This window comes from Cnuibacter sp. UC19_7 (assembly GCF_042699995.1).
Lineage (GTDB): Bacteria > Actinomycetota > Actinomycetes > Actinomycetales > Microbacteriaceae > Cnuibacter.
This window is the reverse complement of sequence record NZ_CP170560.1, coordinates 645,924-660,400: the sequence shown is the minus strand read 5'-3', so window position 1 is coordinate 660,400 and position 14,477 is coordinate 645,924. Positions and strand designations below refer to the sequence as shown.

The following is a 14,477-nucleotide window of genomic DNA, read 5'->3' as shown; positions in this document are numbered from 1 at the left end:
CTCGCTAGACTCGAGGTCGTGTCCACTCGCCTCTCCAGCTTCTTCCTCCGCACGCTCCGCGAAGACCCCTCCGACGCCGAGGTCGCCAGCCATCGTCTGCTGGTGCGCGCCGGCTACATCCGGCGTCAGGCGCCGGGCATCTTCGCCTGGCTGCCGCTGGGTCTGAGGGTCAAGGCGCGCATCGAGGCGATCATCCGCGAGGAGATGGCCGCGGCCGGAGCCTTCGAGGTGCACTTCCCGGCGCTGCTCCCCAAGGAGCCCTACGAGGTGACGGGCCGGTACGAGGAGTACGGCCCGGGCATGTTCCGCCTGAGCGACCGCAAGGACGCCGGCTACGTGCTCGCCCCCACGCACGAGGAGGTCTTCACCCTGCTCGTGAAGGATCTCTACTCGAGCTACAAGGACCTCCCTCTCACGATCTTCCAGATCCAGGACAAGTACCGCGACGAGGCGCGTCCGCGCGCCGGTCTCCTGCGTGGCCGCGAGTTCACGATGAAGGACGCGTACTCGTTCGACTCCTCCGACGCCGGTCTCGACGCGTCGTACCAGGCCCAGCGCGACGCCTACGAGCGCATCTTCACCCGTCTCGGGCTCGAGTACGTCATCGTGCAGGCCGACGCCGGCGCCATGGGCGGCTCGAAGAGCGAGGAGTTCCTGCACCCCACGCCCGTCGGGGAGGACACCTTCGTCCGCTCGCCCGGGGGGTACGCCGCCAACGTCGAGGCGTTCACGACGGAGGCGCCCGAGCCCCGCTCGTTCGAGCATCTGACGCCCGCGGAGGTGCTCGACACCCCCGACACGCCCACCATCCAGACGCTCGTCGACCGCGCGAACGAGGCCCACCCGCGTCCCGACGGCCGCGCGTGGACGGCGGCCGACACCCTCAAGAACGTCGTCCTGGCGCTGGTGCACCTGGACGGGCGCCGAGAGCTCGTCGTGGTCGGCCTGCCCGGCGACCGCGAGGTCGACATGAAGCGGGCCGAGGTGGCCTTCGCCCCGGCCGAGGTCGAGCCCGCCACCGAGGAGGACTTCGCGAAGCACCCCGGTCTGGTGAAGGGCTACATCGGGCCGTGGTCGGCCGCCGGTCCGGTGCTCGGCGAGGAGTCGGCCACCGGCATCCGCTATCTCACCGACCCCCGCGTGGTGTCGGGTTCGGGCTGGATCACCGGCGCGAACGAGCACGGCAGGCACGTCTTCGGCCTCGTGGCCGGGCGCGACTTCATCGCCGACGGCACCGTCGAGGTGGCCGAGGTCAAGCCGGGCGATCCCGCTCCCGATGGCTCCGGCCCTGTCGAGCTCGCGAGGGGCATGGAGATCGGGCACGTCTTCCAGCTCGGTCGCAAGTACGCCGAAGCCCTCGGGCTCAAGGTGCTCGACGAGAACGGCAAGCTCGTCACCGTGACGATGGGGTCGTACGGCATCGGCGTCACCCGCATCCTCGCGATCATCGCCGAGCTGAACAACGACGACAAGGGCCTCATCTGGCCCAAGACCGTCGCGCCCTTCGACGTGCACGTCATCGCCACCGGCAAGGAGGAGTCGATCTGGACCGCGGCGGAGGACGTCGTGGCGCAGCTCGAGGCCGCCGGTCTCGACGTGCTCTTCGACGACCGTCCGAAGGTCTCTCCCGGCGTGAAGTTCGGCGACGCCGAGCTGATCGGCGTGCCGACCATCGTCATCGTGGGCCGCGGCGTCGCCGACGGTGTGGTCGAGCTGTGGGATCGGGCCACCGGCGAGCGCACGAGCATCCCGCTCGACCAGGTCGCCGCCGCCGTCGGGTAGGCCGGGGCCTCGGTTCTCGGGTAGTCTGTCTGTTCGACCGCGGGCATCATCGGCGGTCATCAGATCTGAACAGAGGAGGCCGGGAATGGACATCGACCTCAGCGTCCTGCGGTTGCTGGAACGCGAGCGCGAGATCCCCTTCGAGGAGCTCGTGTCGATCATCGAACAGGCCATCCTCACGGCGTACCTGAAGCACACGGATCGTCCGACGACCGTGAACGGTGTCGCCGCGGGCCGGGTGCAGCTCGACCGGAAGACCGGTCACATCAGCATCTTCGTGCCGGAGTTCGACGAGGACGAGGTGCTCATCGGCGAGGCCGAGGAGAACCCGAGCGACTTCGGTCGCATCGCGGCGTTCGCGGCGAAGCAGGTGATCAACCAGCGTCTGCGCGACATCGCCGACGACCACGTGCTGGGCGAGTTCAAGGGCCGTGAGGGCGACATCGTCGCCGGCATCGTGCAGCAGGGCCCCAACCCGCGCATGGTGCACGTCGACCTCGGCTCGATCGAGGCGATCCTCCCGCCCGAGGAGCAGGTGCCGGGCGAGGAGTACGCGCACGGCTCGCGCCTGCGCGTCTACGTCACGAGCGTGACCAAGGGCACCAAGGGTCCGTCGATCACGGTCTCGCGCACGCACCCGTCGCTGGTCCGCAAGCTCTTCGCCCTCGAGGTCCCCGAGATCGCGAGCGGCGTGGTCGAGATCGTGTCGTTGGCCCGCGAGGCGGGCCACCGCACGAAGATGGCCGTCCGCGCCAAGGAGCCGGGCGTGAACGCGAAGGGCGCCTGCATCGGCGAGCTCGGTCAGCGCGTCCGCGCGGTCACCGCCGAGCTCGGCAACGAGAAGATCGACATCGTCGACTACTCCGACGACCTCGCCACCTTCGTGGCCAACGCGCTCTCGCCGGCCAAGGTGTCGAGCTCGTTCGTCATCGACGCGGCGACCAAGGCCGTCCGGGCGCTCGTGCCCGACTACCAGCTCTCGCTCGCCATCGGCAAGGAGGGTCAGAACGCCCGGCTCGCCGCGAAGCTCACCGGCGCGAAGATCGACATCCAGCCCGACTCCATCCTCGACGGCGACTGACCTCGGCCGGTCCGCTCCGCTCTCGGCCGGCCGGCTCCGCCCTCAGCGAAGCGTCGCTCCCGGCGGGGGCAGGAACATGGAGTACTATGGAACCCGTCAGAACGTGCGTCGGATGTCGCGCACGCGCTCCGCGGTCCTCTCTCGTGAGGTTCGTCGCCCAGGATCTGGTGCTCATCCTCGATGAGACCGCCACCCTCCCAGGCAGGGGCGCATGGCTCCATCCCACACTCGACTGCTTCCGCACCGCGATCCAGAGACGAGCCTTCGGGCGAGCGCTCCGCGTGCAGGGTCAACTCGAGAGCACGAACGCAGAAACCAAGCTGAACGGCAGAGTGTCCACCATGAGTGACGACTGATGAGCGGCTCGAGATGAGTTCCGTCCGTTAACACCGGCTTGCCCTGTCTCGGGTGAGCCTGAGACAGGAGAGAAGTGGCTGCAAAACCACGCGTACATGAAGTCGCCGCCGAGCTCGGCGTCGACAGCAAGGTCGCCCTCGCGACCTTGAAGGAGATGGGTCAGTTCGTCAAGGGCCCGTCCTCCAGCATCGAGCCGCCGGTTGCCCGGCGTCTCCGTGAGGCGCTGATCGCCTCCGGCGCCGGATCCCAGGGTTCCGGCTCCTCGGCCGCCTCGCCGGCGAAGCCGGGTGCCCGTCCGGGCGCCCCGACTCCCGGCCCCAAGGCGCCGACCCCCGGCCCCCAGCAGTCCCGCCCGCAGGGTGGCGCGCGTCCCGGTCCCGCCGCACCCGCGGCGCAGCCCGAGGCACCGGCCGCCGCCCCGCGTTCCGAGGCTCCCCGTGCCGAGGCGCCGCAGTCCGAGGCTCCGCGCCAGGATGCTCCGCGCCGCGACGGCGACGCCCCGCGTCCGTCGAGCGCCGCGAAGCCCGCTTCCGACGCCCCGCGTCCCGGTGGCGCGCCGCGTCCCGGCGCCCCGCGTCCGGGCAACAACCCGTTCGCGAGCCAGCAGGGCATGCAGCGTCCGGGCGCCCCGCGTCCCGGCAACAACCCGTTCTCCAGCCAGCAGGGCATGCCCCGTCCGGGTGGCGGCGGCGGTGCCGGTGGCGCGATCCCGCGTCCTCCGCGTCCCGGTGCGCCCCGTCCGGGCGCTCCGCGTCCTGGTGCGCCCCGTCCGGGCGCTCCGCGTCCGGGTGCTCCCCGTCCCGGTGGCTTCCAGGGTCGTCCCGGCGGCGCCGGTGGCGGTCGCCCGGGTGGTCCCGGTGCAGGTGCCGGTGCCGGTGGCTTCCAGCGTCCGGCCGGCGGCTTCGCCGGTCGTCCCGGTGGCGGCGGTGGCCGCGGTCGTGGTCCCGGTGGTGGCACCGCCGGCGCGTTCGGTCGCGGTGGCGGCAAGAGCAAGGCACGCAAGTCGAAGCGGACGAAGAGGGCCGAGTTCGAGCTGAGGGCTGCGCCCTCGCTCGGCGGCGTCAGCGTTCCCCGCGGCGACGGCTCGACGGTCATCCGTCTGCGCCGTGGTGCCTCGATCACCGACTTCGCCGACAAGATCGACGCCAGCCCCGGCAACCTCGTGACCGTGCTGTTCCACCTCGGTGAGATGGCCACGGCGACCGAGTCGCTCGACGAGGCCACCTTCGAGGTGCTCGGCGAGGAGCTCGGCTACCGGATCCAGATGGTCTCCCCGGAGGACGAGGACCGCGAGCTGCTCGAGGGCTTCGACATCGATCTCGACCAGGAGCTCGAGGACGAGACCGACGAGGATCTCGAGATCCGTCCGCCGGTCGTCACCGTTATGGGTCACGTCGACCACGGTAAGACGCGCCTGCTCGACGCCATCCGCAACGCGAACGTCGTGGCGGGTGAGGCCGGCGGCATCACCCAGCACATCGGTGCGTACCAGGTGGCCGTTCAGCACGACTCCATCGACCGCAAGATCACCTTCATCGACACCCCGGGTCACGAGGCGTTCACCGCCATGCGTGCCCGTGGTGCCCAGGTGACCGACATCGCGATCCTCGTGGTCGCGGCGGACGACGGCATCATGCCGCAGACCATCGAGGCGCTGAACCACGCGCAGGCCGCGGGCCTTCCGATCGTGGTCGCGGTGAACAAGATCGACAAGCCGGATGCGAACCCCGCGAAGGTGCGTCAGCAGCTCACCGAGTACAACCTGGTGGCCGAGGAGTACGGCGGCGACACCATGTTCGTCGACGTGTCGGCTCGCGAGAACATCGGCATCCAAGACCTCCTGGATGCGGTGCTCCTCACCGCCGACGCGGGTCTCGACCTGCGGGCCAACCCGAACAAGGATGCGCGAGGCGTCGCCATCGAGGCGAAGCTCGACAAGGGCCGCGGCTCGGTCGCGACCGTCCTCATCCAGTCCGGGACGCTGCACGTCGGCGACGCGATCGTGGCGGGGACGGCGTACGGCCGTGTCCGTGCGATGGTCGACGAGAACGGCGAGGCCGTGGCGGAGGCGACTCCGTCGCGTCCGGTGCAGGTCCAGGGTCTGTCGAGCGTCCCGCGCGCCGGCGACACGTTCATCGTCACCGACGAGGACCGCACCGCCCGCCAGATCGCCGAGAAGCGTGAGGCCGCGGAGCGCAACGCGTCGCTGGCCAAGGCCCGCAAGCGGATCTCGCTCGAGGACTTCACCCGCGCTCTCGAAGAGGGCAAGGTCGAGGCGCTCAACCTCATCATCAAGGGCGACGTGTCCGGTGCCGTCGAGGCACTGGAGGAGTCGCTCCTCAAGATCGAGGTCGACGACTCGGTCCAGCTGCGGATCATCCACCGCGGTGTGGGTGCCGTCACCGAGTCGGATGTCAACCTCGCGACGGTCGACAACGCGATCATCATCGGGTTCAACGTCCGTCCCGACACGAAGGCGCGCGAGCGCGCCGCTCGTGAGGGTGTCGACATCCGGTTCTACTCGGTCATCTACAACGCGCTCGAGGACATCGAGAACTCGCTCAAGGGCATGCTCAAGCCCGAGTTCGAAGAGGTCCAGTCGGGTGTCGCGGAGATCCGCGAGGTGTTCCGCTCGTCGAAGTGGGGCAACATCGCGGGTGCGATCGTCCGTTCCGGCACGATCACCCGCAACGCCAAGGCTCGCGTCATCCGCGACGGCGTCGTGCTGGCCGATGGACTCGCGATCGAGTCGCTGCGCCGGTTCAAGGACGACGTCACCGAGGTCCGCACCGACTTCGAGTGCGGTATCGGCCTGGGCAAGTACAACGACATCCAGATCGGTGACGAGATCGAGACGATCGAGCTTCGCGAGAAGCCGCGCGTCTAGAACACTCTCGGAGACGGGCGGTCCCAGCGATGGGGCCGCCCGTTTCGGGTACACGCAAGGAGGCACAGGAGATGGTGGACCAGGCACGGGCCAGGAAGATGGCCGACCGCATCAAGGAGATCGTCGCGAAGCGGCTCGACAAGGGCCTGCGCGACCCGCGGCTGGGGTTCGTCACCATCACGGATGTGCGGGTGACGGGCGACCTGCAGCACGCGTCGATCTTCTACACGGTGTACGGCACCGAGCAGGAGCGGACCGACTCGGCTGCCGCGCTGAAGGCGGCGACCGGCATGCTCCGCACCGAGGTGGGCCGCAACATCACGGCGAGGCTGACGCCGTCGCTCGAGTTCATCGCCGACGCGATCCCCGAGAACGCGCAGCACATCGAGGGTCTGCTGGCCGAGGCGCACGCGCGTGACGCCGAGGTGGAGTCGCTGGCCCAGTCGGCGCGGTACGCCGGTGACGAGGATCCGTACGTCAAGCCGCGTCAGGCCGACGAGGACGACGACGAGGACTGAGCCGCTCCCGGCAGCTGGAAGCGCCCGTCGGCCGTCTGCTCGAGCAGTCCGTCGGTGAGGAGTCCGTCGAGCGCCCGCCCGAAGCGGGCGCCGTCGGGCAGCACGCGCCTGAGGTCCTCCTCGGCGACCGGATCCGCCTCGACGCGGACGAGCCCGAGCAGCATGCCCCTGGCCTGCCGGTCGGACCCCTCGTAGCGCTTCTGCACGGGTCGTCGGGCGACCTCGTCGTCGGGATACCCGCGCTGCCGCCACACGCACAGCGCAGACAGCGGACACCGCTCGCACTTCGGCGTCCGGGAGGTGCAGATCAGCGCGCCCACCTCCATCATCCCCGCGTTGAAGCGGGTCGAGTCGACGACATCCGCGGGCAGAAGCGCCGTCATGGCCGCGAGGTCGCGGCGGGCGCTCGGCGCCGACGCGTCGGGTGCGCCGTCGACCGCGCGAGCGATGACACGGCGCACGTTCGTGTCGACGACGGGTGCGCGGCGCCCGTACGCGAAGACCGCCACGGCCCGGGCGGTGTAGTCGCCGATCCCGGGCAGCGAGAGCAGCGCGTCGACGTCGTCGGGAACCCGTCCGTCGAACCTCTCCGCGATGGCCACCGCGCAGGCGTGCAGCCGGAGCGCGCGACGCGGGTAGCCGAGCGACTGCCACATCCGCACCGCCTCACCGGGGGAGTCGGCGGCCAGGTCGCGGGGCTCGGGCCAGCGCTCGAGCCACTCCGCCAGCCGGGGGATCACGCGGACGACGGGGGTCTGCTGCAGCATGATCTCCGAGACCAGCGTGCCCCACGCCGGGAAGCCGGGGCGGCGCCACGGCAGGTCGCGGGCGTGGTGCGCGAACCACTCGATCACCGCATCCTGCAGGTCGGTTCGAGCAATCGGCACCCGACCACTGTACGCATCGCGCGCTCGTACACTGGATCCATGGAGCTCGAGACCACTCCCGCCTCGCTGCTGGCCGATGGGCTCGCGGCCGAGATCACGCACAACTACGGTCGGGGCAGGATCGCCGTCGCGGTCGACGGGATCGCGGGCACCCGGTTGATCGCCGACGAGCTGGCGGCCGCGTTGCGCCGCGACGGTCGACAGGCGGTGCGGGCGAGCCTCGATGACTTCCGGATGCCCGCCGAGCGCGTCCGGGCGACGCCGGAGGGCGAGTACTTCGACCGCTACGACGTCCCGACGCTGCAGCGGGTCCTGCTCGCGCCGTTCAAGCTCGGCGGAAGCACCGGGTTCCAGGTCCGTGCCTTCGACGCCGAGCGCGACACGGTGGCGGAGTCGGCGTGGACCACCGCCGGGCCCGACGCGTACCTCGTGCTCGACGGGCCGTTCCTCCAGCGCCCGGGCCTCCGCGGACGCTTCAACGCGACCGTCTACGTCGAGACACGCTGGGCGGAGGTGCCCGAGGTGCTCCAGGGCGCCGACGAGCTCTACCAGGCGGAGGCGGGGCCTCGCTTCGGCGCGACGGCCATCGTCGATTCCGCCGACCCCGCGCATCCGCGCCGGGTCTTCGCCGACAGCTGCTGACGGCCGCCGCCGACCGGCAGGCGCCCGCGACGCAGGATCGTGCTCCGGGAGACGCTCGGCCGTCAGCTGTTAGCGTTGCGGGGTGATCGCATCCCCGGCGCCGCAGAGCGGCATCCTGCTCGTCGACAAGCCTCAGGGGATCACCAGCCACGACGTCGTCGCGCGCGCTCGCCGCGCCCTCGGCACCCGCAAGGTGGGGCATGCCGGAACCCTCGACCCGATGGCCACCGGCCTGCTGGTGCTGGGTGTGGGAGCGTCGACGCGCCTGCTCACCTACGTGGTCGGACTCGGCAAGGAGTACCACGCGACCGTGAGGCTCGGCGCCACCACGGTGAGCGACGACGCCGACGGCGAGATCGTGTCGTGGGCGGATACGGTCGACCCGGCGACCGATGCCGCCATCGACGCCGCCTTCGCCGCTCAGGTCGGAGACATCCAGCAGGTGCCGAGCGCGGTGAGCGCCATCAAGGTCAACGGCCAGCGCGCCTACGCCCGGGTGCGGGCGGGGGAGGACGTGGAGCTCGCGCCGCGGTCGGTGACCATCGAGTCGATCACGCGCACGGCCGATCCGCGGCGCCTCGAGGTCGAGGGGCACGGGGTCGTCGACGTCGACATCGTGGTCCGGTGCTCGTCGGGCACCTACATCCGCGCCATCGCCCGTGATGCCGGGGAGGCGCTCGGTGTGGGCGGCCACCTCACGGCGCTCCGCCGGACGGCCATCGGACCGTTCGCGGTCGCGGAAGCCGTGGACGGCACCACGCTGTCCGCCGAGACGCCTGAGCTTCTCGGGGCGACCGAGACGGCGGAACGGCTCTTCCCCGTGGTGCGCCTCGATGCCGACGGCGCGGTCGCGCTCGGCCAGGGCAAGCGCATCCCGGTGGAGCACGCCGACACAGCCGGACCGGTGGCGGCGGTGTCCGGCGACGGCCGGCTCGTCGGGCTGGTCCGGGTCGACAAGGGCATCGCCCGCACGCTCGTCAACTTCCCCGCCGACCAGACGGGGGCGTGACGTGGTCCTCTGGTTCAGCATCGCGCAGGTCCTCATCGCCGTGGCGGCGGGGATCCTCTGCGTCGTCCTGGGGCTTCTCCGCAGGGTGCCGAGCGATCTGACGATGGGGGCCCTCGCGCTCGTGGAGCTGCTGCTCATCGTGCAGCTGATCGTCACGTTCGTCGCCCCGGCCGTGGGCAACCCGGCCAGCGGCGACCTGCTCGAGTTCTACGTCTACCTGGTGTCGGCCATCCTGCTGCCGATCGCAGGAGGGTTCTGGGCGCTCGTCGAGCGCAGCCGCTGGAGCACCGTGGTCATCGGTGCGGTCTGCCTCGCCATCGCGGTGATGGTCTGGCGCATGAACCAGATCTGGCTCGTGCAGGTCTCCTGAACGCCCGGCAGGGCGGACCGTCGTCGCTGCCTGGTGCGGCCGTGACCGCCGCCGACGGCCGGGGACGATGGCCTAGACTCGTATCCGCCATGGCGACCCAGAACCCCGCAGCTCCCGTCGAGAGCAGTCAGAAGCAGCGTCGTCCTCGCGCCAGGGGCATCGGCCTGGTGCTGGTCTTCGTCTACGGCGTCCTCGCCCTCGCCGCGACCGGACGCTCGTTCGTGCAGATCGCCCGCGAGTTCGACGACGCCCCGGTGGCGTACTCGCTGTCGGCGCTGGCCGCCGTGGTCTACATCGTCGCCACGATCGCCCTCATCGCGCCCGGGCGGATCTGGTACCGCGTGGCGTGGGTCACGATCTCGTTCGAGCTGCTGGGCGTGCTCACCGTGGGAACCCTCAGCCTCACCCATCCTGAGCTGTTCGCCCACGCCTCGGTGTGGTCGTGGTACGGGATGGGGTACCTGTTCGTGCCGCTCGTGCTGCCGGTGCTCGGCATGCTCTGGCTCTACCGCACGAGGCGGTCGCAGGCATGAGGGTCTTCCGGTCGCTCGACGAGGTCCCCGCCGGATTCGGTCCCAGCGCCGTCACGATCGGCAAGTTCGACGGCCTCCACCGCGGGCACCGCGCGGTGATCGACGAGCTCGTCCGGGTCGCGCACACCCGCGACCTGACGAGTGTCGTGGTGACGTTCGACCGTCATCCGCTCGCCCACCTCGACCCCGCGTCCCGGCCTGCGCCGCTCGTCAGCAACGCCCAGCGACTCGACCTCATCGCCGAGGCCGGGGTCGACGCGACCCTTCTGCTGCCCTTCGACGCGGCCCTCGCGGCCATGAGCCCCGACGAGTTCGCGGCGCGTGTGCTGCGCGACGTCTGCGCTGCGCAGTTCGTGATGGTCGGTGAGGACTTCCGGTTCGGGGCGAAGGGCGCCGGGTCGATCGACACGCTCCGCGCCCTGTCGCCCGACCTCGGCTTCGAGGTCGACGTCGTCGCCGACGTGCGCCCCGAGGGCGACCGCAAGGTCTCCTCCACATGGATCCGCGAGCTGCTCGCGCAGGGCGACGTCGAGGGCGCGACCGAGCTGCTCGGCCGTGCCCCGTCGGTGCGCGGGATGGTGGTGCACGGGGCCGCGCGCGGGCGCGAGCTCGGCTACCCGACGGCCAACCTGTCTCCTGACTGCGAGGGACTCATCCCCGCCGACGGCGTCTACGCGGGAACGCTCACCGACGGCGGCGAGGTGTACCCCGCCGCGATCTCCGTCGGCAGCAACCCGACCTTCGAGGGCGTGCCGCCCAAGCAGGTAGAGGCGTACGTGCTCGACCGCGAGCTCGACCTCTACGACCACGTCGTCGAGGTCGCCTTCGTGCACCGTGTGCGCGGGCAGGTCCGCTTCACCGGGGTCGAGCCGCTCATCGCGCAGATGGACGACGACGTCCGGCGCATCCGCGAGCTGCTCTCGTGACGCACGCCGCGTGAGCGAGGCGAGCCGGCGTCGCGCCGGCGGCGTGCTGGCGTTCGTCGGGATCGTGGTGCTCGCGCTCAACCTGCGCACGTCCGTCGCCGCGTTGTCGCCGGTGGTCGACCGGGTGGGCGCCGACATCCCTCTCAGCGCGGCCGGGCTCGGCGTGCTGGGGATGCTGCCGCCGCTCTGCTTCGCCGCGTTCGGGCTGCTGACCCCGCCGATCCAACGACGGATGGGCATCGAGGCGCTTCTCGTCGTCGCCCTCGCCGCGATCGGGCTCGGCGACGTGGTCCGGGGGATCGCCGACTCGTACCCGGTGCTGCTGCTCGGCAGTGTGCTCACCTTCGGCGGCATGGGCGTCGCCAACGTGCTGCTCCCCCCGCTGACCAAGAAGTACTTCCCCCAGCGCATCGGCTTGATGACGAGCGTCTACGCCACCGCGCTCTCCATCGGAGCGACGGTGCCGCCCCTCGTCGCTGTGCCGGTGGCCGAGGCGGCCGGCTGGCGCGTCGAGCTCGGCGTCTGGGGTGTGCTCGCCGTCGCGACGATGATCCCCTGGATCCTGCTCCTTCTCCGCGAGGGCCGACGCGCCCGAGCATCGGATCCGGAGGCCGACGTCCCCGAGCGCGGCTGGAGCGGCCGGGTCCATCGGTCGATCATGGCCTGGGCCCTGCTCGCCCTGTTCGCCGCCACCGGATTCAACGCGTACGCGATGTTCGCCTGGCTACCCGAGGTGCTCACCGACACGGCGGGCGTGAGCGACCAGCAGGCCGGTGCGCTCCTGTCGCTGTTCGCGGTGATGGGACTGCCCGCAGCCCTGCTGGTCCCCGTCCTGGCGGCACGGATGCGGTCGGTGCTGCCGCTGATCCTCATCGCGGCGGCCTTCTACGCCGCGGGCTACCTCGGTCTGCTCCTCGCGCCCACGGCGGCGACCGGGCTGTGGGTCGCCCTCATCGGGCTCGGGCCGATGCTCTTTCCGCTGTCGCTGGCGCTGATCTCGCTGCGCACCAGGACGCACGAGGGCGCGGTGGCGCTGAGCGGCTTCGTGCAGGGCGGCGGCTATGCCCTCAGCGCCCTCGGACCGCTCCTCGTCGGGGTGATCCACGAGGCGAGCGGGTCGTGGACCGTGCCGCTCATCGTCCTGGGCGCCGTCGGGGCGTCGTCCGCGGTCATCGGGCTCGTGGCGTCGCGCCCGGTGCTCCTGGAGGACGAGCGGGCCTGATGGGCCACCCGAGAGCGACGGGCCCGGGTCCGCGCCGTGGTCCGACGGGGTCGACACGAGCGGGTCGGGCCGGTCGGGGTTACCGTGAGAGGGACATGACGACTCGACGCGCGCTGGTGACCGGCGCATCCGGATACGTGGGCGGCAGGCTCGTGCCTCGGCTGCTGCAGGCGGGGTTCACCGTGAGGGTGCTCGTGCGAGACCCCCAGAAGCTCCGCGACGTGCCCTGGGCGGGCGATGTCGAGGTCGCCGTCGGCGATCTGGCCGACCGGGAGGCGCTGGCCGACGCGGTCGCGGACGTCGACGTGCTCTACTACCTCGTGCACTCCATGGGCTCGGGCGGCGACTTCGAGGAAGCCGAGGAGAAGGCGGCCCAGGGTGTCGCCGAGGCCGCGGAGAAGGCCGGCGTCGGCCGGATCGTCTACCTCGGCGGCCTGCACCCCGAGGGCGAGGACCTCAGCCCCCACCTGCGGTCGCGGACGCGCGTGGGCCAGGTGCTGCTCGCGTCCGGGGTGCCGACCGCTGCGCTCCAGGCCGGGGTCATCATCGGCTCCGGATCGACGTCCTTCGAGATGATCAGGCACCTCACCGAGGTTCTCCCGTACATGCCCGCGCCGCGCTGGGTGCGCAACCGCATCCAGCCGATCGCCATCCGCGACGTGCTCTACTACCTCGTCGCCGCCGCCGACCTCCCGCACGAGGTGAACCGCACGTTCGACATCGGCGGCCCGGATGTGCTCCGGTACGGCCAGATGATGAACGGGTACGCCCTCGAGGCGGGACTCCACCAGCGCCCCATCGCGTCGCTGCCCGTCTTCACACCGTGGCTCGCCTCGCAGTGGGTCAACCTGGTGACGCCCATCCCGCGCTCCCTCGCCGTGCCCATCATCGCGAGTCTCCAGTTCGAGTGCGTCGCCCGCGAGCACGACATCGCCCGCTGGATCCCCGATCCGGAGGAAGGGCTCTCGCCCTACCGGCTCGCCGTGCGCCGTGCGCTGCAGAAGACCCGCGACGGCGAGGTGGAGACGAGCTGGCAGGACTCCGACGTGCGCGGTGCCCCGGCCGATCCGCTGCCGAGCGACCCGGACTGGGCCGGCCACACGGTGTACACCGATGTGAAGGACCGCACCACCGACGCGTCGCCCGAGGCGGTCTGGACCGTCGTGGAGGGTATCGGCGGTGAGAACGGGTGGTACTCGTTCCCGCTCGCATGGGCGCTCCGCGGCTGGATGGACAAGGTCGTGGGCGGTGTCGGGCTCCGGCGAGGTCGGCGCGATCCGCGAAGGCTCGCCATCGGAGACGCGCTCGACTTCTGGCGTGTGGAGGACATCGACCGGCCGCGCTCGCTGCGACTGCGGGCCGAGATGCGTGTGCCCGGACGCGCCTGGCTCGAGATGAGCGTCGAGCCCGAGGGCGACGGCTCGCACTACCACCAGCGCGCGGTCTTCTTCCCGCGAGGGCTCGGGGGACGCCTCTACTGGCTCGTCATCCTGCCCTTCCACGGCATCATCTTCAACGGCATGGCGAACCGGATCACGCAGTCCGCCCTGGCCGCCGATCGCGAGAGCGCCGCTTTGCATCGCGGCGACGAGCCCGAGAGGATGGACAGCACCCCCACCGGACCCGCCCTCAGAGGAGGCACCCGATGACCGAGAAGCCCACCATCGTCTTCGCTGGAGACAGCATCACGGAGGGCGGCCGCTGGCAGGAGTGGTTCCCCGACGTCGAGGCTGTGAACCTCGGCCGGGGCGGCGACACCACCGAGGGCCTCATCGAGAGGCTCGACGAGGTCACCGCGCTCGACCCCGACACCGTCGTGCTGCTCATCGGCACCAACGACGTGGCGAACCGTCGCGCGGTCGAGCAGGTGGTGCGCAACATCGAGACCATCCTGGTGATGCTCCGTCAGGCGCTGCCCGATGCGCGCATCCTGGTGCAGTCGGTCCTGCCGCGAGGAGCGGAGTACGCCGAGTTCCTCAAGGAGATCAATCGCCACGTGTGGCAGTTCGCCGCCACCGTGAAGGCGCACTACCTCGACCTCTGGCCCGTGATGGCCCTCGAGGACGGTCGGCTCAACGAGGCCTACACCGACGACGGCCTCCACCTGAACGAAGCCGGCTACGAGGCATGGCTCTCCGAGCTCGTCCCCGGCGTCGAGCGAGTGCGCGACCTGCCCCCGTCGAGCCGACCGATCCGTCTCCCGGAGCTCAACGCCCTCAACGCCCTCGACGAGTAGCGACTCGGAGCCTCCGAGCCGGGGCCC

14 protein-coding genes are annotated in these 14,477 nt (G+C 71.0%); 13 read left to right on the top strand and 1 reads right to left on the bottom strand.

The window, feature by feature from the left end; all coding sequences use genetic code 11:
- The first annotated feature begins 18 nt into the window (after positions 1–18).
- The 5 genes from ACFJGV_RS03160 to rbfA all read left to right on the top strand — a co-directional run bounded on the left by ACFJGV_RS03160 (position 19) and on the right by rbfA (position 6,625).
- The gene (locus tag ACFJGV_RS03160; protein ID WP_378146768.1) at positions 19–1,782 is read left to right on the top strand and encodes a proline--tRNA ligase; all 1,764 of its coding nucleotides are present in this window, start codon (positions 19–21) and stop codon (positions 1,780–1,782) included.
- A gap of 85 nt (positions 1,783–1,867) precedes the next feature.
- Positions 1,868–2,863, top strand: coding sequence for a transcription termination factor NusA (gene nusA, locus ACFJGV_RS03155; RefSeq protein ID WP_378146766.1), 996 nt, complete (start codon positions 1,868–1,870; stop codon positions 2,861–2,863).
- Positions 2,864–2,949: 86 nt separating this feature from the next.
- Positions 2,950–3,219, top strand: coding sequence for a YlxR family protein (locus tag ACFJGV_RS03150; RefSeq protein WP_378146764.1), 270 nt, complete (start codon positions 2,950–2,952; stop codon positions 3,217–3,219).
- A 74-nt stretch (positions 3,220–3,293) separates the two neighbouring features.
- Entirely contained in the window at positions 3,294–6,107 is a 2,814-nt protein-coding gene (gene infB / locus ACFJGV_RS03145) for a translation initiation factor IF-2 (protein WP_378146762.1), read from the top strand.
- A 71-nt stretch (positions 6,108–6,178) separates the two neighbouring features.
- Positions 6,179–6,625 carry a 30S ribosome-binding factor RbfA gene (rbfA, locus tag ACFJGV_RS03140; RefSeq protein WP_378146760.1) on the top strand — a complete coding sequence of 149 codons (447 nt, stop codon included), beginning with the start codon at positions 6,179–6,181 and terminating at the stop codon, positions 6,623–6,625.
- Here the strand turns inward: rbfA and ACFJGV_RS03135 are convergent.
- On the bottom strand, positions 6,595–7,506 hold the full coding sequence (locus ACFJGV_RS03135; protein WP_378148611.1) for an A/G-specific adenine glycosylase: 912 nt from the start codon (positions 7,504–7,506) through the stop codon (positions 6,595–6,597). The two genes, rbfA and ACFJGV_RS03135, sit on opposite strands and share 31 nt — an antisense overlap.
- A 45-nt stretch (positions 7,507–7,551) precedes the next feature.
- Between ACFJGV_RS03135 and ACFJGV_RS03130 the strand changes: the two genes are divergently transcribed.
- The 8 genes from ACFJGV_RS03130 (at position 7,552) to ACFJGV_RS03095 (ending at position 14,450) form a co-directional block, all read left to right on the top strand.
- Positions 7,552–8,154 (top strand): hypothetical protein, encoded by a 603-nt coding sequence (locus ACFJGV_RS03130; protein ID WP_378146759.1) that lies wholly within the window; start codon positions 7,552–7,554, stop codon positions 8,152–8,154.
- Between the two features lie 85 nt (positions 8,155–8,239).
- The gene (truB, locus tag ACFJGV_RS03125) at positions 8,240–9,163 is read left to right on the top strand and encodes a tRNA pseudouridine(55) synthase TruB (protein ID WP_378148610.1); all 924 of its coding nucleotides are present in this window, start codon (positions 8,240–8,242) and stop codon (positions 9,161–9,163) included.
- A 1-nt stretch (position 9,164) separates the two neighbouring features.
- Positions 9,165–9,533, top strand: coding sequence for a hypothetical protein (locus tag ACFJGV_RS03120; RefSeq protein ID WP_378146758.1), 369 nt, complete (start codon positions 9,165–9,167; stop codon positions 9,531–9,533).
- Positions 9,534–9,622: 89 nt separating this feature from the next.
- On the top strand, positions 9,623–10,066 hold the full coding sequence (locus ACFJGV_RS03115; RefSeq protein WP_378146756.1) for a hypothetical protein: 444 nt from the start codon (positions 9,623–9,625) through the stop codon (positions 10,064–10,066).
- On the top strand, positions 10,063–10,992 hold the full coding sequence (locus ACFJGV_RS03110; RefSeq protein ID WP_378146754.1) for a bifunctional riboflavin kinase/FAD synthetase: 930 nt from the start codon (positions 10,063–10,065) through the stop codon (positions 10,990–10,992). The genes ACFJGV_RS03115 and ACFJGV_RS03110 overlap by 4 nt, the downstream gene beginning before the upstream one ends.
- 10 nt (positions 10,993–11,002) lie before the next feature.
- Positions 11,003–12,214, top strand: a complete 1,212-nt coding sequence (locus ACFJGV_RS03105; protein WP_378146753.1) for an MFS transporter — start codon at positions 11,003–11,005, stop codon at positions 12,212–12,214.
- 95 nt (positions 12,215–12,309) lie between these two features.
- The gene (locus ACFJGV_RS03100; protein WP_378146751.1) at positions 12,310–13,863 is read left to right on the top strand and encodes an SDR family oxidoreductase; all 1,554 of its coding nucleotides are present in this window, start codon (positions 12,310–12,312) and stop codon (positions 13,861–13,863) included.
- A complete protein-coding gene (locus ACFJGV_RS03095; protein WP_378146750.1) occupies positions 13,860–14,450 on the top strand; it encodes an SGNH/GDSL hydrolase family protein in 591 nt (196 codons plus the stop codon). Before ACFJGV_RS03100 ends, ACFJGV_RS03095 begins: the two co-directional genes overlap by 4 nt.
- Positions 14,451–14,477: the final 27 nt, after the last annotated feature.

Excerpts from the sequence above, each read along its gene's own strand:
- nusA (WP_378146766.1), top strand. The coding sequence starts at position 1,868 with ATGGACATCGACCTCAGCGTCCTGCGGTTGCTGGAACGCGAGCGCGAG.
- ACFJGV_RS03150 (WP_378146764.1), top strand. The coding sequence starts at position 2,950 with ATGGAACCCGTCAGAACGTGCGTCGGATGTCGCGCACGCGCTCCGCGG.
- rbfA (WP_378146760.1), top strand. The coding sequence starts at position 6,179 with ATGGTGGACCAGGCACGGGCCAGGAAGATGGCCGACCGCATCAAGGAG.
- ACFJGV_RS03130 (WP_378146759.1), top strand. The coding sequence starts at position 7,552 with ATGGAGCTCGAGACCACTCCCGCCTCGCTGCTGGCCGATGGGCTCGCG.
- ACFJGV_RS03115 (WP_378146756.1), top strand. The coding sequence starts at position 9,623 with ATGGCGACCCAGAACCCCGCAGCTCCCGTCGAGAGCAGTCAGAAGCAG.
- ACFJGV_RS03110 (WP_378146754.1), top strand. The coding sequence starts at position 10,063 with ATGAGGGTCTTCCGGTCGCTCGACGAGGTCCCCGCCGGATTCGGTCCC.
- ACFJGV_RS03100 (WP_378146751.1), top strand. The coding sequence starts at position 12,310 with ATGACGACTCGACGCGCGCTGGTGACCGGCGCATCCGGATACGTGGGC.
- ACFJGV_RS03095 (WP_378146750.1), top strand. The coding sequence starts at position 13,860 with ATGACCGAGAAGCCCACCATCGTCTTCGCTGGAGACAGCATCACGGAG.